The sequence below is a fragment of the Hahella sp. HNIBRBA332 genome (assembly GCF_030719035.1).
Lineage (GTDB): Bacteria > Pseudomonadota > Gammaproteobacteria > Pseudomonadales > Oleiphilaceae > Hahella.
Map to the genome: position 1 here is coordinate 3492606 of NZ_CP132203.1, position 20140 is coordinate 3512745.

The following is a 20140-nucleotide window of genomic DNA, read 5'->3' on the forward strand; positions in this document are numbered from 1 at the left end:
GAGGGCGGCCGCGCCGAACAATGTCTGACGCGGCTTTCCTCTATCAAGAGGAGCGAGCGACCTCTGAGCTATTGTCGCGGCAGCTTGAAATTATCCGCCGCCAAGGGATAGTTGGAACGCAAAGGGTTGATATCCAGCCCGCCGCGTCGGGTATAACGCGCATATACCGCCAACTTCTCCGGCTGATATCGTTGCATCAGCGCAAGATAAACCGACTCCACGCAGTGCTCATGAAAATCCTGATGCGAACGCATGGAGACGATATACTTCAACAGCGCCGCCTTATCCAACGGCTTCCCACGATAATGAATATACAGGGTGGCCCAGTCCGGTTGCCCTGTGACTGGACAATTACTCTTCAGCAAGTCTGAACTCAGCGTCTCCTCCACCACATCGTCCCCCACAGGGTCAGGCAGCAATGAGACGTCAGGGGTATACACCTCCACCTCAATATCCAGACCGTCCAGGTTTTCCGCCGCACGCCAGAAAGAGGACTCATCGCGCCAATCGCTTGCCGACAGCAATGTCACCGACACCTCGCCTTCCGCCGCCGCAGACAGATCTTTCTGCATCAGCGCCTGCACTTCTTCACGGGAAGCGAAGCGACTTTGGTTGAACGAGTTCAGGTACAGCTTGAAGGACTTGGACTCAATGATATTGAGACTGTCACAACGAATGCGAAATACGCCAAGAGCCACTTCCGGTTTGCCTTTACCGTTGAGCCAGGACAACTCATAGCCGTTCCATAAATCCTCGCCAACGAAATCCGGAGCGCCGCTCAAGCCCAGGGTCGCCCGGGATTTGGCGCGGGGAATAGGGGTCAGCCAGGACGGCGAGTATGCCTCAGGATATTCCGTCGCCTTCCCCAGATGCGTATGTTTTTCCAGTTCCAAAATTACTTCTCCAAAAAAACCGGTTAGGTGCGTATGCCAACGCCTTTGTTCAACAGGCGCATACTAAAGCTGAACAACGCGACGATAAATAAGAGAATCATGCCGTAGGCCGCGCCCAGATTGATATCACTGACGCCCAGCAGGCCATAACGAAATGCGTTGACCATATACAGAATAGGATTGATCAATGACACATTCTGCCAGAACTCCGGCAAGAGTGTGATGGAGTAAAAGACCCCGCCCAGATAGGTCAGCGGCGTCAAAATAAAGGTGGGCACAATAGAGATATCGTCAAATTTATTGGCGTAGACCGCATTGATAAAACCGCCCAGTGAGAACAACACCGCCGTCATAAACACCACACTGACCACCACCGGCAAGCTGTGAATCTGCAAGTCCGTAAAGTACAGGGAAATCGCCGTCACAATCACGCCCACCGCCAAACCGCGGGCGACGCCGCCGCCGACGTATCCCAGCAGAATGACGTAATTCGGCACGGGAGCCACCAGCAGCTCTTCAATACTGTGCTGAAACTTCATTCCGAAGAATGACGACACCACATTGGCGTAAGAATTAGTGATGACCGACATCATGATCAGCCCGGGTACGATAAAATCCATGTAAGAGTATCCGCCCATTTCTCCAATTCTTGGCCCGATAAGGTTGCCGAAAATCACGAAGTACAGCGTCATGGTGATCGCCGGGGGCAGCAATGTCTGCGACCAGATGCGGGTGAAGCGGCGCACCTCTTTAATCAGAATGGTGTTAAAGGCGATCATAATCGCGCTGTTCATGCCTGCGCCTCCTCTGCGTTCGCCGTACTGCCTGTCACTTTCTTATCCTCGTTGACCATGCGGATAAACAACTCTTCCAGACGGTTGGTTTTAGTGCGCATGCTGCTCACTTTCACCCCTAATTGGTCCAACTGCTGAAACACTTCATTCAGGCTGCGCTGCTTGTCCACATCCACTTCCAGCATGCCGTCGGCGGTAAGACGGGAACCGTAGCCGTCCAGGCGCGGAGCCTCTTGCAGACGACAGGTGAGATCCAGTACGAAGGTTTCCTGGTTGAGCTTATTCAACAGATCACGCTTATTGGTGTTTTCCAGAATCCTGCCGCGATCAATGATGGCGATATTGCGGCACAGTGCTTCCGCCTCTTCCAGATAGTGTGTGGTCAGAATGATCGTGCGGCCTTCGTTGTTCACGTTGGTAAGGAAGGTCCACATGCTGCGGCGCAGTTCAATATCCACGCCAGCGGTCGGTTCATCCAGGATAATCAGCCGCGGCTCATGCACCAGCGCGCGGGCAATCATCAGGCGCCGCTTCATACCGCCCGACAACATGCGCGCCTGCTGATCTTTCTTGTCCCAAAGCCCCAGCTCTCGCAGATATTTTTCCGCATTGTCCTTGGATACTTTGGCGGGAATGCCGTAGTAACCAGCCTGAGTAACGAGGATATCGAATACTTTTTCGAACTGGTTAAAGTTGAATTCCTGAGGCACGACGCCCAATTGCAGTTTTGCTTTGACCAGATCCTTATCGAGATCGTGGCCAAAGACGGAGACAGAGCCGGATGTCTTGTTCACCAATGAGGATACGATGCCAAGAGTGGTGGACTTGCCTGCGCCGTTAGGGCCCAAAAGCGCAAAAAAGTCGCCCTCCTCCACATCCAGGTTGATGCCTTTCAAGGCCTCGAAACCGTTACCGTATATTTTTCTTAAATCGCGAATAGCCAGTGCGGTAGTCATAATTCTTTCTGATTCCTGCGGCCAGTGTGAGAGCGTCAGGCATAAGGGGCGCGCCAGCGGCCTGGTTTACGGGAAGACTGTATAGATTGCGTCGCCGCCTGTTTTTTTCAATGAAAAAGACGGAATTAATCGTCCATTTCCCCGAAAACTGCGATGGGCTTCCTTTTTAGCGCCCGCCCACTCTTTATAATCTGCGTCAATAAGCGCCTGGGTTGAGGGCGCAGCAGCGATCATGCGCAGAACCTGTAGATTGCAGACACATAAAAGGGACGCTATTGGTCTGCAGAACGAATAATAAACAAAAAGGAAAGTATCAATGATGAAACGGCCGTTAAGAGCCATGACCCTGACGTTCGCCGCCGTATTGGCGGGATGCGGCGGCGGAGGCGAATCCAGCGACGATAGAGCGACCGCCTATCTTGGCTCTCCCGGTGTGGCGGGCGTTAATTATCGGACCGCAAGCCAATCCGGCGTCACCGGCGACCATGGCGAGTTCAGATACTATCCCGGTGAAACCGTCACCTTCTTTATCGGTGATGTGGTATTGGCGCAGGACATTCCCGTCAAACGCTTCATGACCCCTATCGACTTTGATCCGACTTGGGAACAGGCTATCTATCCCGGCACAGTGGTCGGCGGTCTCAGCACTCATAAAGAACAGGAAAAGCAGGTGCTCAACGCGGAATCCAATATCGCCGTCAATACAGCGCGCTTCCTGGTTTCCATCGACTTTGACTCCGATACGGAAAACGGCATTCAAGTTCGTGATTCAACGCGTGCAACGATTGAAAGTTCCATCAATGCCGCCGGCGTAGACTTTACTATCGATCCCGCTGATTTCGGCAACTTGGACGACTTCCCCGAAAGCCCGGAAAACCTCCTTGTAGCGGAGCTGTGTCTGCGTGAAGTCTGCTCCGATCTGACGCCGCTGGAAACAGTCGCCGCCGCTTCAGTGGGCGTGAACTGGGTCAATACGCTCGGCGCCAACATCTTTCTCAGGGAAGGCGGACATATTTTTCTGGAAAGTGAACACATTGAGGCCAACGCAGGCGACACACGTACTTTCACCGTACAAATCCGGTTAATTGATATCTCCGTAGGGCTGGCCGACCTGGAGGTGAAAACGGTAGATGAACTGCCGGATTCCGAAGGCGACATTCCAGATCCCCCCCGATCCGTTATCGCAATCGTTCCCGATCCCACGCCGGAAAGCAGGGAGTTCAGTTTTATGATTACGGGAGAATCGGGAGAGGAAACAGAAATTGTGGTCAATATGCGTCTGGAAGGCGACTATCGCTGGTATCAGAAGGTGATGCGGGTAACGCTGCTGTAGCGTCAACCGCATCGCAACCGATCACCCCATGAAGTGACGCAGGCTCCAGCGGCTGTTGGCGCCGGTCACCTGAAACCGCGAGGCGTCGATGCCATACGCTCCACTGGGCAGACTGTGTGTAATGTGAAGATAGCTGTCTTCATTACTCTGCTTGATGTTAAACGCCATCAGATCCACCACCTTGGCGGTGCGCAGCGGCGCTTTATCTTCATCCAACAGCACCATCACGGTCGGCCATAGTTTCCGCTCCATGTTGTGCTGGATAACCACGCCCACTTCACGATTGCTCAGCTCGACTGTGGCGCCGGTAGGATAAATGCCAACGCACTGAATGAATTTCTCCACCAGGTCTTCCTGGAATTCAATATTGCGGGAGTGATAGAGCGCCGTTACCGCCTGCAGCGAGGTCATCGCTTCCGCCCCTGCGCGCGGCTCCAGCATTTCCTGATAATGATCAACCAGGCCAGCTATCTTGGCCAGCAAAGGAATCTTGTCGCCAGTCACCCCTTGCGGGAAACCTGAGCCGTTGTGACGTTCGCGATGGTATTCCACCACACTGACCACTCTCGGCGAAATTGTGGGATCCGACTTTAGGATCGCCACACTCATGTCCACATATCCTTTGTAGCGCTGGTACTGGGCGGCGTCTAGAAACTTGGCGCTTTGCAACAGTTCCTGCGGCATTTTCGCCTTGCCTACCTGGCTCAACAACAGGCCAGTGGCTAAATCTTTGAGGTAGCTTCTGGAAAGCCCGAGTTGACGACCGAACACCAATCCCCAAATGCTGGCGGCCACAGAGTGTGAGTATGCGTACTCATCCCGTCTTCTGACACGGGACAACCACAGCATGGCGTCGGGGTTGCGAATCACGCTCTCCACCATCATTGCGGCGACTTCTTCGGTTTCCACAATATCCGGAGCCTGTCCTAAACAAACATTCGCGAAAACGCGATCCAGCGCCTGATTCACCCGATGCGTCAGCTTTTCCGCTTCTTTTACTTCATGCTTCAGGGTGCTTTGTCGCTCATATTTGGCGGGACGACGGATTTTAATAGGAGGAAGGGTTAGCCGATGCTCTTCAACGGATTTACCGGAAGACAATGAGCCCAATCTGAACAGCAACTCTTCTTTGCCGCTGTTCTCCATTGTTTCATATTCAGTACGCGTCAACGGCCGGTCGATGTATACCGAACGACAAAAGGACTGCAAGGCGCGAATGTCATCCGCACTGCGAATATAAAAACCCTGAATAGGAAATGGTGTTTGATGCCATGGACGATCTAAATCCGCAACAAACATCCCGATTTGTAGTTCACTTACCGCTATTTGTGTCTTCTTGGCGGCCATAGATACAACCTCATAGAGCGTCAGCTCTAAGCTCCACTACGACATGATGACTATTTTCCCTCAATGAGGGAAAGAAGCCACTGCATTCGGTAGGCTTTCGGTTACAAAAAAATTAAGTTTTCTTACGCTTTGTACAAATATAGACAAGTTCTCACGGATTTTGCGGGGGTTGTCACACTTCTTCAGGCATCGCCGTAAAATTAGTCCGTTATGCAGACAATTTCCGAAAGCGCTGGCGGCTTATCTTCCGGCCCGCCGGCTTCGGCCCGCTTGACCGACACTATATAAGGAACGGAAGACGCCTTGATATAGTCCAGATTACCGGGACCATCATCCGTTTTCACTATTGTCCGTGCAGGCCAACAAGAAATCTGCAATTGCATGACGCGCTTTAAGTCGGCGATATGATCCGCTCCGTTTTCATCCGTGATGGTCCCGCATAAGGTCTTCGAGTCAATTAAAGCCTTACCTTCTAACGACAGATCCTGTCCTGGCGCTCCACACCAGACCACACCGGACTCTTGCTCCACGCGACAGGCGTCGCCGCCCTGCCCCGGCTCCATGAATTGCAGCTCACGGTCGCTACATTGGGTGCGGAGCGTAACGGGAGTTACAGCGGTTACCTCTCCACTCACGCTCTCCGTCGTCCGCCAGGAAATTAAAAATTCCCGCTCCTCCCCGGCGGAATTCTCCGCGACAAAACGACCGTAGTGCGAGTATTCCGTAGCGCAGCCGCCAAGCGCGCTTAATAAAGGAAAGAGCAACAGTAAGCGCTCAATACGGGGGCGGATGGTCATGTCTTTCTCCGATGTGATTCAGGCTGTTGTTTGTTATTCTGCTTTTTACTCTTACTTCTTCTTATTTGCCTTGCTTACAGACCTCCCATCAACTTTTTCAAAAGCGGACAGGTTGCTTTAGATCAAGTCATGGTTGTTTTCATCAAGGCGTATTAACGCCTGCATACCCATAGATATAACGGCGCAGCTGTGGTTAAGCGCTTGTTCTAGCAAGCAAAGCAGTTCGATTTTCCACACCTGTGAGGAGATTTCAAATAGCAGGCGCGATTTATGCGGGCTTGACACTGTTACAAAATTACTGAGAATTATTTTCATTATATTTACTTTTACTTGTTGGGAACCCTTTTCATGCAAAAAAAGACCGCCTCGGTTTTCAAAGCCGCTCTCTTTACCGCTTTCTCTTTGACGCCCCTGGCCACCCAGGCTGCGGAAGAGGTCAATGTTTACTCTTACCGTCAGGAGTTTTTGATCCAGCCTTTGATTGATACGTTCACTAACCAGACCAACATCAAGGTCAACGTCGTATTCGCCAAAGAAGGCGTGGCGGAAAGATTGAAGCGCGAAGGCGCCAACAGTCCCGCGGACCTGGTGTTAACCACCGACATCGGTCAATTGCAGGAGCTGACTGACGCCAAGGTGCTGCAGCCGGTAAAATCAGACGTTTTAAACGCCAACATCCCGGAACAATATCAGGCGCAGGATGACGCCTGGTTCGGCCTCACCGCTCGCGCGCGCGTTATTTACGCTTCCAAAGAGCGCACCGACGTGAAAAGCATTTCCTATGAAGATCTGGCCAAGCCTGAGTGGAAAGGCCGCATATGCACTCGCTCCGGCAAGCATCCCTATAACATTGGTTTGATCGCCTCAATGATCGCCCACCATGGCGAGGCTAAAACGGAAGAATGGCTGCGAGGCGTGAAAGAGAATCTGGCCCGTAAACCCCAAGGTAATGATCGGGCTCAAGTCAAAGCGATTAAAGACGGCATTTGTGACGTCTCCCTGGGCAACAGCTACTATTACGGCTTGATGCTGACCGATGAAAATCAGATAGAATGGGCCCGCGCCGTCAACTTGATTTTCCCCAATCAGGAAAACCGCGGCTCTCACGTGAATATCAGCGGCGTCGGTCTGACCAAAAGCTCACCTAACAAAGCGAACGCCATCAAGCTGATGGAGTTTTTGTCCGAGAAGCTGGCTCAGAAAATGTACTCTGAACAGAACTATGAATACCCAGTCAAGCCCGGCGTGGAACCGTCCGGTTTAGTGCTTTCCTGGGGGGAGTTCAAGCGGGATGAGCTACCTTTGTACAAAGTTGGCGAATTGCGCGAAAAAGCGGTGAAAATGGTGGATAGAGTCGACTTCGACGGCTGATCGCACGCAACGACCGCTCAGTTACAAGCCGAAGCCCAAGCGCTTCGGCTTTGGCGGTTATAAACTCGGGAACTGACGGTAAGGTCACCCATTAATGGAAGCAGTATCAGCCCCGGTCATACGGGAGCTTTCCAAACACGCGACGACAGGCGCCCCAGACGCCCGACGCTGGCGTTATTTCAGCGCGATTGTCGCTTTGATCGCCGTCATACCTCTGCTCGCCGTCATTTATGTGGCGTTTTTCCCTACAGAAAATATTTGGCCTCACCTGTGGAGCACAGTATTACCGCGCTATCTGAAAGCCACGTTTTTCCTGATGCTTGGCGTGGGATTGCTGGCCACTTTCTTTGGCGTGACCTCCGCCTGGCTGGTGGCGTTCTATCGTTTCCCCGGGCGTAAACTGTTTTCCTGGGCGCTGCTACTTCCTTTCGCAGTGCCCGCCTATGTCATCGCCTATGTTTATACTGACTTGCTGGAATACTCCGGCCCTGTGCAAGCGCTGTTACGAGAGTGGTTCGGCTGGCGCACGCCGCGGGACTACTGGTTCCCTCAGATTCGCAGTCTGGGCGGCGCCATTATCATGTTCTCCCTGGTCCTGTATCCCTATATCTATCTGACCTGCCGGGCGGCTTTGATGGAGCAGTCAGACAGTTTGTTAATGGCCAGTCGTTCTCTGGGCGCCGGCGCCTTGCGCACCTTTTATCGCATCGTGCTGCCGATTATTCGCCCTGCTCTCGCGGTCGGCCTGGCGCTGGTGCTGATGGAAACCCTCAACGATTTTGGCGCCGTCAGCTTTTTCGCCGTCCAGACTCTGACTGCGGGGCTTTACGATACCTGGCTAAACCTTGGCAATGTGGGCGGCGCGGCGCAAATCGCTGCGCTCATGGTGGGCATTTCCCTGGCCTTGTTGTACCTGGAGCGCGCCTCACGACATAAATCCAAGAGCTATCAAAGCGGCGGCCGCACACGTCCGTTGACGCCGGCGCAACTCACCGGCAAGTCTGCGTACATCGCCTCTACGTTCTGCTTCTTATTAGTATTTTTCGGCTTTCTGGTTCCTGCTTCCGTACTGGGGTACTACTCCATCGAATATTTCGACGTCACCTGGAATGCGGAGTTTTTCCGCCTGGCGATGAATTCGTTGCAACTGGCGACTATCGCAGCCGGACTCTTGGTCGTTGTCGGCGCTTTGCTGGCCTACTCCCAACGCATCGCCCCCAGCGCCCTCAATAAGTCCATGGCGCGTTTGGCGTCAGTCGGCTACGCCATGCCCGGCGCAGTGCTGGCCATCGGCGTTATTGTGCCTTTGGGCGCATTGGACAATGGCATCGACGGGGTCGCCCGTGATTATTTCAATATCAGCACCGGCCTGATCTTCAGCGGCACCATCGCCGCCATCATCTACGCCTATTCCGCACGTTTTCTGGCGATTTCCCTCGGTTCCGCCGAGAGTGGGCTGGGTCGCATCACTCCCTCAATGGATCAAGCCGCACGCACGCTGGGGCACGGTTCTTTATCCATTCTCACCAAGGTGCATTTGCCCCTGCTCAGCCGCAGTATGCTGACGGCGGCGATTATCGTATTTGTCGATGTGCTGAAGGAGCTGCCGGCCACATTGATCCTGCGCCCGTTCAACTTTGAGACCCTGGCGACGTACCTGTATCAATACGCGTCAGATGAGTTGCTGGAACACAGCGCCCTGGCCGCCATGTTTATTGTGGCGACAGGAATCATTCCCGTCATTCTGCTGAATCGAGCCAGTACGGCGAAACAGTATTAAGAAAAACCGCCAGGGGAACTTCTCCCCTGGCCGGTTGTAGAGTGCTATTGCCAGATGACTGGCGCTTTAGCGCTATACCATTGCTCCAGATGCGGCTTATAGGCCTCTTCAATGACATTGCGTTTCAGTTTCATGGTGGGCGTCAGGAAATTGTTTTCGATGGTCCATTGCTCAGACACCACCGCCAGAAACTGCAGACGCTCATGAGGATCAACGGCGGCGTTGACGTCCTGCAACAGGGTTTGCAGACTCTTCTCTAATGTCTGACGAAAATCTGGATTCGACCGCTTCGGATAGGCGTCATCAGACAGCATGACCAGACAATGAGGCTGCGGATAGTCGGAGCCAGCCACACAAACCATCTCTATCTGCGGATGGCTGATGATGCGGTTCTCAATCGGCGCGGGCGCTACATACTTGCCCTTACTGGTCTTAAACAGTTCTTTCTTGCGCCCGGTCAGCTTCAGGCGGCCAAGATCGTCCACCTCGCCGAGATCGCCGGTGCGTAAAAAGCCATCTTCGGTGAGAGCCTCCGCGGTTTTATCCGGCTCCTTGTAATACCCCATCATGGTGGCGGGGCTTTTCACCAAGACTTCCCCGTCCGATCCTACTCGCACATCCACGCCGGGCAACGCCTCACCAACAAACCCCACTTTGGTGCGTCCCGGTTTGGTCATATGGGAGTAGGCGAAGTTTTCCGACATGCCATAACCTTCCAGCAGCTCCAGCCCCAACCGGCGATACCAGCTGAGAATATCCTGTGACAGGGGCGCAGAACCGCTGCCGGCGAATCTCACATACTCCAGTCCCAAGCCTTTCAGCACTTTCTTTCTGATCAGGTGCGATACGCCGGGGATCTTCAGCAGGAGATTCAGCTTTTCTTCCGGCATTTTGCTCAGAACGCCCGCCTGAAACTTGGTCCAGATGCGCGGCACCGCCAGGAACAAAGTGGGCTTGGCCGCTTTCAAATCGCGCACGAAGGTGTCCAGGGATTCGGCGAAAAACACGTGGAATCCCGTGTACAGAGCGCCCATCTCCACCACAAAACGTTCAAATACATGTGACAGCGGCAGATACGAGAGCATTCGCTCATGGGAGCCGACGTCCAGAAAATTCACGACGCCATCCGCCGCAAACGCCAGATTATTGAACGACAGCATCACGCCTTTCGGCATACCTGTAGAGCCAGAGGTGTAGACAATGGTGGCCAGCTCTTCGTGCTTCCGGGGCGGGCTTTCCTCCAGAGGGTGCGTCTTGGCGACAATATCGTCCCAGGTAGGAAAGTCGTTGGGGGGGCTCAGTGGGTAGGAAATGCAGCGAATATCATCCGGAACGCCGGCTTTCATGCTGTCCCAGTCATCCAGTTTGCCAACGAATAGCACCTTGGCCTCACTGTGCTCCAGAATCTGCCGAACACTTTCCGCACTCAACGTCGGATACAAAGGAACCGAAACATAGCCCGCCATCCAGATGGCCAGATCGCTCATGATCCAGTGGGCGCAGTTCTTCGACAGGATGGCCACCTTGGCGTCTTCAGGCAATCCCAGCGAACGCAGATACGCCGCCATGCGCCTCACTTCCTGCGCAGTCCGTTGAAAGGTGTAATCGACTGAAAGGTTATCGCCCATCGGCTGGGTCATGAAAACATCGCCGGGGCGGCTTTTTTCCCAGTGGTAAAGACGTTGCAATGGGGTGGGAATATGCGTATGCAGCTCCATAGTGTGTCCTTGCCTTCTTTTATTAGTATTGTTGGTTATTTATAAATTATTGATTATTAGACTTATTCATTGTACGGACAACTATCTTCACGAATAGAGTATTCGTTGCGGATAGCGCCTTGGCTCTTCCGGCCCTTAATTCAATCAACCGCAGTATACGGCGGGTCCCTGAACGAGGTTAGTGTATCCCCTGCCGGCTTGTGAATCCGGGCTTGATTCGCAAAATATCCTAGTCCGATTGACGCAGCAAGCGCAGACTTCAACCTCTCCAGCTTCTGAAAACTCTGTAAAACTTGTCCGCAAACGCCGTGAGTCGTGGACCTGCCCCGCCAAGCGGCTATAATAACCCGCCAATACTGCATATATTGACATGTGCTCGTCGGAATCGTGCGAGGCCATTCCAATCACACCGCCATAGCCCCGGGGCGCCAGTTCTTTGTCGCAATATGGACAGCAGACTGACCACCGAAGGCCGCCAGTGAAAAGAAGGTTGAAGCGCGCGTTTCCTGAGGAGAATCCATTAAGAAGATAGGTCGAAGGCGTCCATCGCCAGGATCTTTACAACAGGAAAATAATAATGTCTTCTTACCGCTGCCGAAAATGCAAAAATGGAATTCTTATTGCCGCCGTGCAAGGGCACAACGAGACGGAACTTACAGAAACATATGAGTGCGACGCCTGCGGACATGTCGCAGTGATACCGTCGCGAATGATTATCTGCAGTCAGATGGTGACAAGCTTTATCGGCGGCCTGATTACCGCCTACCTGTTCATAGAGCAGCTGTCGATTTTCGTCACGGTCGTGCAATTTAATATAGAACGGAATCTCACCCAGAATATTGTGTTGCTGGTCGTCTCCCTGCTGTTTCTGGCGGGCTTCGGCTACACCCTCTATTCGGGCATGCAGGGACTGGCGAAAAGGAAGTTTTATCTCAAAGCGCCGCAGCGAGATAAACGGATCCGCGCGTCATAGCGAGGGTTGACGCGGATTTCCGGTTTTAGAAAACTCCCCTGCCGACTATAATCCGGCTCCCGGCGCACAGGAGTCAGGCGGGCAAAAACCATAACTCATAAAGAGAGATCGTGTATGTCGAAGAAATTGTTGGTGGGCTTGTTGTCCTTGTTACCCTTCATGAGTCCGGCGGCTCTGGCTGCTGACGAGAAATTCGTAGCCATCACCCAGATTGTCGAGCATCCCGCTTTGGACGCCTGCCGTAAGGGCGTGCAGGACGAACTCGCCGAGAGAGGTTTCAAAGTTGGCGAAAACCTGAAGTGGATGTACGAAAGCGCTCAGGGCAACCCGACTACCGCCAACCAGATCGCCAAGAAATTCGCGGGTGAAGAGCCTGACGTAATCGTCGCCATCGCCACGCCTTCCGCGATCACCGCCGCAGCGGCCGCACGCAACACGCCAGTCGTTTTCTCCGCTGTTACCGATCCTCTGGGAGCAAAACTGGTCAAGACGCTGAAAAAGCCTGGCGGTAAAGTCACCGGCACCATGGATATGCTGCCCATCGACAAGCACCTGCAACTGGTAAAACGCATTGTTCCTGATGTGAAAACCATCGGCACCATTTATAACCCTGGCGAAGCCAACTCTGTCTCTCTGGTGGAAAGGTTGAAAGAAGAAAGCGCGAGCGCTGGCCTGATTCTGCGTGAGGCCGCCGTCACCAAGAGTTCAGAGATTCTGAACGCAGCGCGCTCACTGGTAGGAAAAGTCGACGCCATTTACCTGCTGACTGACAACACCGTTATTTCCGGCGTGGAAGCGGTGATCAAAGTCGGCGAGCAGAATAAGCTGCCGGTCATCGCCGCCGACACTGACACCGTCACCCGCGGCGCCATCGCCGCTTATGGTTTTAACTACTACGATGTAGGCAGACAAACCGGCGGTATCGTAGCGGATATTCTTGAAGGCAAAGCCCCTGGCGATATCGACGTACAAGGCGTTGAAAAGCTGGAGCTTTATCTGAACCCTGGCGCCGCTGAGCGCATGGGCGTCAAACTGGACCCCAAATTGTCTGAAGAAGCCAAGGAAATCGTAGGCGGCTGATCCCGCTCTCTCCAGGGCCTCAAGGCGAGGCCCTCTCCCATCACTGCAGTTGTTCCCGGAGGTACTTTTGTCCCAAATCGCTTTTCTTGGCGCTATTGAAGTCGGCCTTGTATTCGCCCTCGTCGCCTTCGGCGTGTTTCTGTCTTTCCGCATCCTGGACTTCCCAGACCTCACCGTCGACGGCAGCTTCCCTTTAGGCGGAGCGGTGTGCGCCACCCTGATTACGTTTGGCTGGAATCCCTGGCTGGCCACGCTTGCGGCGATTACTGCCGGCGCGATGGCGGGCGGCGTCACCGCCTGGTTGAACGTAAGGCTCAAGATACTGCATTTGTTGGCCTCCATACTGACCATGATGGCGTTGTACTCCATTAATTTGCGCATCATGGGCAAACCCAATGTCGCTTTGTTGGGCGAGCCTACCGTCCTCAGCGTATTTGATACTCTGGGCGTTAAGTATTACTACGCCGCCCCTATTGGCTTTGCTGTCGTAGTTATCGCCGTCGCCGGTTTTCTGTTGTTCTTTCTGAAGTCAGAGCTGGGTCTGGCCATGCGCGCTGCGGGCGCCAATCCGCATATGGCCAAAGCGCAAGGGATTAATACCGGTTTCATGATTATGGTGGGCATGGCGCTGTCCAACGGGTTGGTGGCGCTGGCGGGCGCCTTGTTCGCGCAATCCACAGGAAACGCGGACATCACCATGGGGGTTGGCGTGATTCTGGTCGGCCTGGCGTCGGTCATTGGCGGCGAAGCGCTCTTGACGCCTCGCACGATTCTGTTGGCGCTGCTGGGCTGCGTCATCGGCTCCATACTCTATCGTCTGGCCGTGGCGGCCGCCCTCAACACTGACTTTCTGGGTCTGCAGGCGCAGGACCTCAATTTGATCACCGCCGCTCTGGTGGCCATGGCGATTGTTCTGCCTACCGCCAAGCGCGCCGTATTCAAACCCACAGGGAGGCCTTAAGCATGATCCAGGTATCCAATCTTCACGTCTGCTTCGGCCGCGGCACGCCGCTGGAAGTCTATGCGCTGAGGGGCGTTGACCTGACTATCCCGCAAGGGCAGTTCGTCACCGTTATTGGCAGCAACGGCGCGGGTAAAAGCACCCTGCTCAACGCCATCGCCGGCGAGATACAGCCGGAGTCCGGCAAAATCGTCATTGGCCATCAGGATGTCACCCAGGCCCCCACTCACAAACGCGCCAAAAATGTCGCACGCGTGTTCCAGGACCCCAAGCGAGGCACTTGTGAAACCCTCACTCTGGAAGAAAACCTGGCCCTGGCTTTGGCGCGGGGCAAACGTCGCGGTTTGCGGCCGGCGATCAAGTCCGTCGACAACAAGCGCTTCAAAGAGCTGGTCGCCCGCCTGGGACTGGGTCTGGAAGATCGCCTGGGCGACCAGATCGGCCTGCTGTCCGGCGGACAGCGTCAGGCTATGAGCCTGCTCATGGCCACTCTGCAGCCCATTGAGATTCTGTTGCTGGACGAACACACCGCCGCTCTCGACCCCAAAACCGCCGCATTTGTTCTGGAACTGACGGCGGAAATCGTCGAGCGGGAAAAACTGACGGTTTTAATGGTGACTCACAGCATGCAGCAGGCGTTGGACTACGGCGACCGCACGCTGATGCTGCACGAAGGCAAAATTATCTTCGATATTGAAGGCGAACAGCGTCAGTCCACCACCATTCCAGATCTGCTGAAACTGTTCGAGACCAAAAGCGGGCGCGGGCTGGCCGACGACTCTCTGCTGCTGGGCTAGCCTCCAGCGCACTATTTCTGGCCACCCTATTCAGGCCGTTAACCCGGCGCGGCGGGAAAAACTTTGTAAATTACATTGAGCAATCCTCGCCGCGTTATCTATAGTTAGGATATAAAACATAAATACCTGTCAAAACAGGCAGCGGGCGATCCTTCATCATTTACGGGTCATTTGCGCGGTAGTCCTCTAAATGCACATTCAACAATTCATCCGGAAAAACGGTCAGTGGATGACGCCCCTCCCAGACCAGCCGGATCATGACACGGTTTTGCTGCTCTGCTTCGGTCGGCAATCCTTTCTGTTTTCCGATGACGTTGACTCCGCCTTACGTTGTAGTTTCCCTCAGGCGCGATTAGTTGGCTGCTCCACTGCCGGTGAAATCATGGGGACCAAAGTGTTGGAGAACACACTGACCGTCACAGCGCTCAGCTTCTCCCGTGCGACTATCGCTGTCGTCTCCAGCCCTGTTCAAGACAATTCAGATAGCCGCACTGTCGGTCGCAATGTTGCGCACCAATTGCCGCCAGAAGGGCTGCGCCATGTGCTGTTATTGTCGGACGGCTTGAAGGTCAACGGCTCCGAACTGGTGCAAGGCGCGCAGGACGCCCTCCCTCAGAGAGTCAAGATTACTGGCGGGCTCGCTGGGGATTATGAAGACTTCACCGACACGTCGGTCTGGGTTGACGCGCCGACGTCTGAGGGGTTGGTGGCGGCTATCGGTTTCTACGGCGACTCATTACGCATCGGTTATGGCTCCATGGGCGGCTGGGATGCGTTCGGTCCCGATTGGCGCATCAGCAAATCCGAGCGCAATAAACTGTTTGAACTGGATAAACATAGCGCGCTCGCCCTTTATAAAGATTACCTGGGCGATTACGCTAACGGGCTACCGGCCACCGCACTGCTGTTTCCCCTACTGGTCAAGCTCGCCGATAATCACTATGTTGTGAGAACGATTCTCGGCATCAATGAAGCGGAACAATCCATGACCTTCGCCGGCGATATGCCCCAAGGCGCCGCCGCCCGTTTTATGAAGGCCAATTTCGAGCGACTGGTGGAAGGCGCCGCCTCAGCGGCGGAGCAAAGCCGTTTCTCTGGCGGACGACAACCGCAACTGGCGTTGCTGGTCAGTTGCGTCGGCCGCAAAATGGTGCTGAAGCAGCGCACGGAAGAGGAAGTGGAAAGCGTCCGTGAAGTTCTTGGCTCCGACACCGCTATCTGCGGTTTTTATTCCTATGGCGAAATCAGTCCGGTAATCAATGGAGTTGGCTGCTCCCTGCATAACCAGACGATGACGATTACCACAATCAGCGAAGACTAAGAATGCAACATCAACCAGGCTTTATTACCACCTATGCATAGGCTGTTAGAGCGCCAGTTGAAAAAACTTTTACCCGCCGACCTTCCACCGGAGCGTCTGCGCGGGCTTCTGGACGCTATCGACGCGGCGTACCTGCAGGCCGACGAAGAGCGCAGCATGCTCGAACGGGCCCTGGAACTGTCTTCGCAGGAACTCACCAAGCGCAATCAAGAACTAAAACAGCAATTACAGGAGATCTCCACGACCAAACAGGAGTTGGAGAACTCAGTCTCCCTGCTTAACGCCACCCTCAACTCCACCTGTGACGGCATTATTGTGTTCGACCAGGACAACCGGGTGATCGCCTGCAATAACGTGTTTCTGAAAATGTTCGACATGCAGCAGGAAGTGGCGGAAAACATCAACAAGCATCACATCCGTCCCTATTTGCGGGAAAAAGTGAAAAACCTGGATGAGCTGACCCGTCTTTGGGAGTTCAATAAGCGCTTTAACCAGCGCTCCAGTTACTGTTTGCTGGAAATGAAAGACGGCCGTTTCATCGACTGCTACACCAATCCGCGCATTCATGAAGGCAAAGTCCTCGGCCGGGTGTGGAGTCTGAGCGATATCACGGAACTCAAGCGCAGCGAGCAGCAGGCGCTGTTTCACTCCTATCACGATAATCTGACCGGCCTGCCCAATCGCACCCTGTTCCACGAGCGCCTCACTCACGCGATCGAGCGGCGCGGCGGTCAGCAGCGGGATCTGGCGGTCATGTTTCTGGATCTCGACGGCTTCAAGGACATCAACGACTCCACTGGGCTGGAAACCGGCGACCAGTTGCTGCAGATGGCCGCGCAGCGCATCAAGGAGACCCTGCCGGCGGAGACGACTGTCGCCCGTTACGGCGGTGACGAGTTCATCGTCCTGCTGGAAAACATCAAAACATCCTTCGAAGCCACTCTGATTTCCGAGCGCCTGCGTACTGCTATTGATCGTCCTTTCATGGTGGGCGATCAGACTTTCCATTTGACCTGCTCGATCGGCATCGCTCTGTACCCGACCGACAGTCGCGACGCCGACGCCTTGATCCGTAAAGCGGACATGGCGATGAATCACGCCAAGAGCCGCGGCCGCAACAATTGCCAGTTCTTCGCTGACGAATTCGAGATTCTCACCTCCCATCGCCTGAGGATTCGCAACAATCTCAAATCGGCGCTGGAAAAGAATGAGTTCGACTTGCTATACCAGCCGAAAATCGCCCTGCACAGCAATATGATCATCGGCGTCGAAGCTTTGATACGTTGGCGTCGGCCAAGCGGAGAATTGGTCTCTCCGGCGGAGTTTATTCCCGCGGCGGAAGAAAACGGTCTGATCATTGATATCGGCAATTGGGTCACCGAGGAAGCCTGCAAGCAATTACAGCGTTGGGGGCGGGAAAATCACCATGACTTTTCCGTCGCCATCAATATTTCCCCCTTTCACTTTCAGCACGCCGATATCCTGAGCACCATCACTCAGGCCCTGCGACGTTATTCCGTGCGCCCCGAGCTGCTGGAAATCGAGCTGACGGAGAGCGCCTTGATGGAGGACATCGAACACACCATCGCGATACTGGGAGAGCTGCGCAAGCTGGGCATCAGTTGTTCTGTGGATGATTTCGGCGCCGGTTATTCTTCTTTGAATTACCTCAAGCGGCTGCCTGTGGATACACTGAAAATCGACAAAATGTTCATCGACGACATCACCAAATCACAACGGGATCTGGCGCTGGTCGACACCATGATCAACCTGGCTCACCACCTGGATATGCTGGTGGTGGCGGAAGGTGTAGAGACGGAAGAAACCGTTCATCTGCTCAAAGAAAAACACTGCGATCTGGCCCAGGGCTACTATTTCAGCCGTCCGGTCAGCGGCAAAATGATCAGTGAGATGCTGACCACCCGCCTGCAGGATCGCGCCTGACAGGCGTCGTCTTCGTTCACGATCACACCCGCTGTTAAAGTTCCTCCGGTTTACCGCTACGAAAGGCGGATAAGGTGTAAGCTTCCTCCAGTTCGTCCGCCGTCGCCACGCCACTACTCATAAACAGCACCACCGTCTTGCTGCGTAGCTTTTGTCGGAGCAGATAAGCCGCCATGATCGGCGCACCACCCACTGCATCCACCATTTGTCGGGTGTGATGCGCCGCCAACGCCACGCCCTCGTACAACCTGTGTTCCGGCAACAAAACAAAATCCGTTAGCGCTTCCGTATACAGACTGAATGGCGTTTCAAAGGCTTTACTCATACCCAGCTCTTGTGAAAACGTGCGACTCTCCTGACGTTGCAACGCGCCGGTTTTCCAGGACAAATATGCGGCCGGCGCCGACTCCGCCTGCACGCCAATCACTTTCAACTTGGGACTGAGGACGCTCGACGCGGCCAGCGTGGAGGCAATGCATCCGCCCATTCCCACGGAACCAATCGCCACATCCGCTTCAGGCAATTCCTCAATCACCTCCAAAGCGGCGGTAGCGCAACCATGAATGAACTGCATCTCGTTAGCGGGGTGCACGAAGTAAAAATCGCCGTTTTCCTCCATGCGACGCGCGATGCGTAACGATTCTGGAAAATCGATACCGTTGGCGCGGACTTCCGCCCCCTGATCCTGTATGGATTGAATCAATAACAGCGGACTTTTTTCTGGAACCACCACCAGCGCACTCATGTTGAACAGGCGGGCGGCGCACGCCAGCGCCACCCCTGAAGCCCCGTTGGCGGCGGTGACAATGCGGGTGACGCCATTGCGCCGCAATTCCCACGCAAGATTGACGGCGCCGCGTATTTTTTGGCTGGCGGTGGGGTTATGATTCTCGTGTTTGATGTAGATATCCGCGCCAATCAGCCTGGAGAGGCTCTCATAGCGTAGCAATTGAGTTGGTTTGAGATTACGCGAAACCGTTTGACGGGCTTTGAATATGTCGCGAATATCAACGACTTGGTCCTTCATAAGTCAGTCTCAGGCAATGTGGGCGACGGCTAGCATATACGCAGGCGCGTTCAGGCGCTGTGACTGCATTCAAAGTAAAGAAATGTAACAAGGAGCAAAAGGACATCCATGCTAATTTCCCCTGCATCCCTGCATTCGCATTTGGGCGACGCCAAGTATCGCATTATCGATTGCCGCTTCGCTCTTAACGACCCAGAATACGGACGCCTCGCCTATCTGCAGGACCATATTCCAGGCGCCGTATACGCCGACCTGAATAAGGACTTATCAGCGCCGGTGATTCCAGGTAAAACAGGCCGGCACCCCTTACCGGATGTCCAGACGTTTCTGGCCTGGTTACAGCAGGCGGGCATCACTTCGGAAGATATCGTCGTCGCCTATGACGACGGCCCCGGCGCTTACGCCTCTCGCTTGTGGTGGTTGTTAAAATGGCTCGGTCACGCAGACGTCCGCATTCTGGACGGAGGCCTGAAAGCCTGGCGCGCAGCGGGTTACGACCTGTCCACGGAGCCAGCGACGCCCAAGCAGGGCGCCCCATACGAGGCGACGCCCGACGAGCGCCTGCTGGTGACGGCGGAGGAATTGCACAGCAAGCTGAACGACGCGTCGGTCAATATTCTGGATGCCCGCGCCGCGCCGCGATTCGCAGGAGAGATGGAGCCAATAGACCCTGTGGCCGGACACATCCCCAACGCGATCTGCGCACCCTTTGAAGAAAATCTGACCCCCGAAGGCGTATTCAAGCCAGAAGAAGAATTACGCCGCCGCTTCGCCACCTATTACGCCCACGGCAAAGCCTGGGAAGTCATTTGCTACTGCGGCTCCGGCGTCACCGCCTGCCACAACATCTTCTCCGCCCACCTGGCGGGCTACCCCATGCCCAAACTCTACCCCGGCTCCTGGAGCGAGTGGATCACCGATCCCAACCACCCCATCGCCGTCGGTAACGAATAAACTCAGCCATCACATAAACATCTCAGCGGCGTCATTGCCTTACAATGACGCCCTTGTGCGTTCATTTGATACTGAATTGAAACCAGTTATAACC

The 20140-nt window shown here is 54.5% G+C and carries 18 protein-coding genes; 10 read left to right on the forward strand and 8 right to left on the reverse strand.

The features are described from left to right. Nucleotides 1-68: 68 nt before the first annotated feature. The 4 genes from queF to O5O45_RS15495 all read right to left on the reverse strand — a co-directional run bounded on the left by queF (nucleotide 69) and on the right by O5O45_RS15495 (nucleotide 2877). Nucleotides 69-893 carry an NADPH-dependent 7-cyano-7-deazaguanine reductase QueF gene (gene queF / locus O5O45_RS15480; protein WP_305906099.1) on the reverse strand — a complete coding sequence of 275 codons (825 nt, stop codon included), beginning with the start codon at nucleotides 891-893 and terminating at the stop codon, nucleotides 69-71. A 23-nt stretch (nucleotides 894-916) separates the two neighbouring features. Further along, nucleotides 917-1687 carry an ABC transporter permease gene (locus O5O45_RS15485; protein WP_305906100.1) on the reverse strand — a complete coding sequence of 257 codons (771 nt, stop codon included), beginning with the start codon at nucleotides 1685-1687 and terminating at the stop codon, nucleotides 917-919. After that, nucleotides 1684-2643: an ABC transporter ATP-binding protein gene (locus O5O45_RS15490; RefSeq protein WP_305906101.1), complete on the reverse strand. Its 960-nt coding sequence runs from the start codon at nucleotides 2641-2643 to the stop codon at nucleotides 1684-1686. The genes O5O45_RS15485 and O5O45_RS15490 overlap by 4 nt, the downstream gene beginning before the upstream one ends. Before the next feature lie 66 nt (nucleotides 2644-2709). Further along, the gene (locus tag O5O45_RS15495; protein ID WP_305906102.1) at nucleotides 2710-2877 is read right to left on the reverse strand and encodes a hypothetical protein; all 168 of its coding nucleotides are present in this window, start codon (nucleotides 2875-2877) and stop codon (nucleotides 2710-2712) included. Between the two features lie 82 nt (nucleotides 2878-2959). Between O5O45_RS15495 and O5O45_RS15500 the strand changes: the two genes are divergently transcribed. Next, a complete protein-coding gene (locus O5O45_RS15500; protein WP_305906103.1) occupies nucleotides 2960-3976 on the forward strand; it encodes a hypothetical protein in 1017 nt (338 codons plus the stop codon). Nucleotides 3977-3997: 21 nt separating this feature from the next. Here the strand turns inward: O5O45_RS15500 and O5O45_RS15505 are convergent, their stop codons facing one another. Together O5O45_RS15505 and O5O45_RS15510 are read right to left on the reverse strand one after the other, a co-directional pair. Then, nucleotides 3998-5323 (reverse strand): HD-GYP domain-containing protein, encoded by a 1326-nt coding sequence (locus O5O45_RS15505; protein WP_305906104.1) that lies wholly within the window; start codon nucleotides 5321-5323, stop codon nucleotides 3998-4000. Between the two features lie 200 nt (nucleotides 5324-5523). Beyond that, nucleotides 5524-6120, reverse strand: a complete 597-nt coding sequence (locus O5O45_RS15510) for a hypothetical protein (RefSeq protein ID WP_305906105.1) — start codon at nucleotides 6118-6120, stop codon at nucleotides 5524-5526. Nucleotides 6121-6468: 348 nt separating this feature from the next. Between O5O45_RS15510 and O5O45_RS15515 the strand changes: the two genes are divergently transcribed. Next, on the forward strand, nucleotides 6469-7491 hold the full coding sequence (locus O5O45_RS15515; RefSeq protein WP_305906106.1) for a Fe(3+) ABC transporter substrate-binding protein: 1023 nt from the start codon (nucleotides 6469-6471) through the stop codon (nucleotides 7489-7491). Nucleotides 7492-7585: 94 nt separating this feature from the next. Further along, nucleotides 7586-9271 (forward strand): ABC transporter permease, encoded by a 1686-nt coding sequence (locus tag O5O45_RS15520; RefSeq protein ID WP_305906107.1) that lies wholly within the window; start codon nucleotides 7586-7588, stop codon nucleotides 9269-9271. A gap of 44 nt (nucleotides 9272-9315) precedes the next feature. Here the strand turns inward: O5O45_RS15520 and O5O45_RS15525 are convergent, their stop codons facing one another. Beyond that, nucleotides 9316-10989, reverse strand: a complete 1674-nt coding sequence (locus O5O45_RS15525; protein ID WP_305906108.1) for an AMP-binding protein — start codon at nucleotides 10987-10989, stop codon at nucleotides 9316-9318. Between the two features lie 577 nt (nucleotides 10990-11566). Here O5O45_RS15525 and O5O45_RS15530 point away from each other — a divergent pair. From O5O45_RS15530 to O5O45_RS15555, 6 genes are all read left to right on the forward strand, one after another. After that, nucleotides 11567-11962 carry a hypothetical protein gene (locus O5O45_RS15530; protein WP_305906109.1) on the forward strand — a complete coding sequence of 132 codons (396 nt, stop codon included), beginning with the start codon at nucleotides 11567-11569 and terminating at the stop codon, nucleotides 11960-11962. A gap of 114 nt (nucleotides 11963-12076) precedes the next feature. Next, on the forward strand, nucleotides 12077-13042 hold the full coding sequence (locus tag O5O45_RS15535) for an ABC transporter substrate-binding protein (protein WP_305906110.1): 966 nt from the start codon (nucleotides 12077-12079) through the stop codon (nucleotides 13040-13042). Nucleotides 13043-13109: 67 nt separating this feature from the next. After that, nucleotides 13110-14003: an ABC transporter permease gene (locus O5O45_RS15540; RefSeq protein ID WP_305906111.1), complete on the forward strand. Its 894-nt coding sequence runs from the start codon at nucleotides 13110-13112 to the stop codon at nucleotides 14001-14003. Nucleotides 14004-14005: 2 nt separating this feature from the next. Further along, nucleotides 14006-14800, forward strand: coding sequence for an ABC transporter ATP-binding protein (locus O5O45_RS15545; RefSeq protein ID WP_305906112.1), 795 nt, complete (start codon nucleotides 14006-14008; stop codon nucleotides 14798-14800). 190 nt (nucleotides 14801-14990) lie between these two features. Further along, a complete protein-coding gene (locus O5O45_RS15550; RefSeq protein ID WP_305906113.1) occupies nucleotides 14991-16121 on the forward strand; it encodes an FIST signal transduction protein in 1131 nt (376 codons plus the stop codon). A 57-nt stretch (nucleotides 16122-16178) separates the two neighbouring features. After that, on the forward strand, nucleotides 16179-18065 hold the full coding sequence (locus O5O45_RS15555) for a putative bifunctional diguanylate cyclase/phosphodiesterase (protein ID WP_305906114.1): 1887 nt from the start codon (nucleotides 16179-16181) through the stop codon (nucleotides 18063-18065). 34 nt (nucleotides 18066-18099) lie between these two features. Here the strand turns inward: O5O45_RS15555 and O5O45_RS15560 are convergent, their stop codons facing one another. Next, nucleotides 18100-19092 carry a threonine ammonia-lyase gene (locus tag O5O45_RS15560; RefSeq protein WP_305906115.1) on the reverse strand — a complete coding sequence of 331 codons (993 nt, stop codon included), beginning with the start codon at nucleotides 19090-19092 and terminating at the stop codon, nucleotides 18100-18102. Nucleotides 19093-19200: 108 nt separating this feature from the next. On the opposite strand from O5O45_RS15560, the gene O5O45_RS15565 reads away from it, so the two are divergent. Then, a complete protein-coding gene (locus tag O5O45_RS15565) occupies nucleotides 19201-20046 on the forward strand; it encodes a sulfurtransferase (protein ID WP_305906116.1) in 846 nt (281 codons plus the stop codon). The last annotated feature ends 94 nt before the right edge of the window (nucleotides 20047-20140 follow it).

What these genes read in the sequence shown, in the direction of transcription:
- O5O45_RS15485 (WP_305906100.1), bottom strand. Translation starts at nt 1,687, where the DNA reads ATGAACAGCGCGATTATGATCGCCTTTAACACCATTCTGATTAAAGAG.
- O5O45_RS15490 (WP_305906101.1), bottom strand. Translation starts at nt 2,643, where the DNA reads ATGACTACCGCACTGGCTATTCGCGATTTAAGAAAAATATACGGTAAC.
- O5O45_RS15495 (WP_305906102.1), bottom strand. Translation starts at nt 2,877, where the DNA reads ATGATCGCTGCTGCGCCCTCAACCCAGGCGCTTATTGACGCAGATTAT.
- O5O45_RS15500 (WP_305906103.1), top strand. Translation starts at nt 2,960, where the DNA reads ATGATGAAACGGCCGTTAAGAGCCATGACCCTGACGTTCGCCGCCGTA.
- O5O45_RS15505 (WP_305906104.1), bottom strand. Translation starts at nt 5,323, where the DNA reads ATGGCCGCCAAGAAGACACAAATAGCGGTAAGTGAACTACAAATCGGG.
- O5O45_RS15510 (WP_305906105.1), bottom strand. Translation starts at nt 6,120, where the DNA reads ATGACCATCCGCCCCCGTATTGAGCGCTTACTGTTGCTCTTTCCTTTA.
- O5O45_RS15515 (WP_305906106.1), top strand. Translation starts at nt 6,469, where the DNA reads ATGCAAAAAAAGACCGCCTCGGTTTTCAAAGCCGCTCTCTTTACCGCT.
- O5O45_RS15520 (WP_305906107.1), top strand. Translation starts at nt 7,586, where the DNA reads ATGGAAGCAGTATCAGCCCCGGTCATACGGGAGCTTTCCAAACACGCG.
- O5O45_RS15525 (WP_305906108.1), bottom strand. Translation starts at nt 10,989, where the DNA reads ATGGAGCTGCATACGCATATTCCCACCCCATTGCAACGTCTTTACCAC.
- O5O45_RS15530 (WP_305906109.1), top strand. Translation starts at nt 11,567, where the DNA reads ATGTCTTCTTACCGCTGCCGAAAATGCAAAAATGGAATTCTTATTGCC.
- O5O45_RS15535 (WP_305906110.1), top strand. Translation starts at nt 12,077, where the DNA reads ATGTCGAAGAAATTGTTGGTGGGCTTGTTGTCCTTGTTACCCTTCATG.
- O5O45_RS15545 (WP_305906112.1), top strand. Translation starts at nt 14,006, where the DNA reads ATGATCCAGGTATCCAATCTTCACGTCTGCTTCGGCCGCGGCACGCCG.
- O5O45_RS15550 (WP_305906113.1), top strand. Translation starts at nt 14,991, where the DNA reads ATGCACATTCAACAATTCATCCGGAAAAACGGTCAGTGGATGACGCCC.
- O5O45_RS15560 (WP_305906115.1), bottom strand. Translation starts at nt 19,092, where the DNA reads ATGAAGGACCAAGTCGTTGATATTCGCGACATATTCAAAGCCCGTCAA.
- O5O45_RS15565 (WP_305906116.1), top strand. Translation starts at nt 19,201, where the DNA reads ATGCTAATTTCCCCTGCATCCCTGCATTCGCATTTGGGCGACGCCAAG.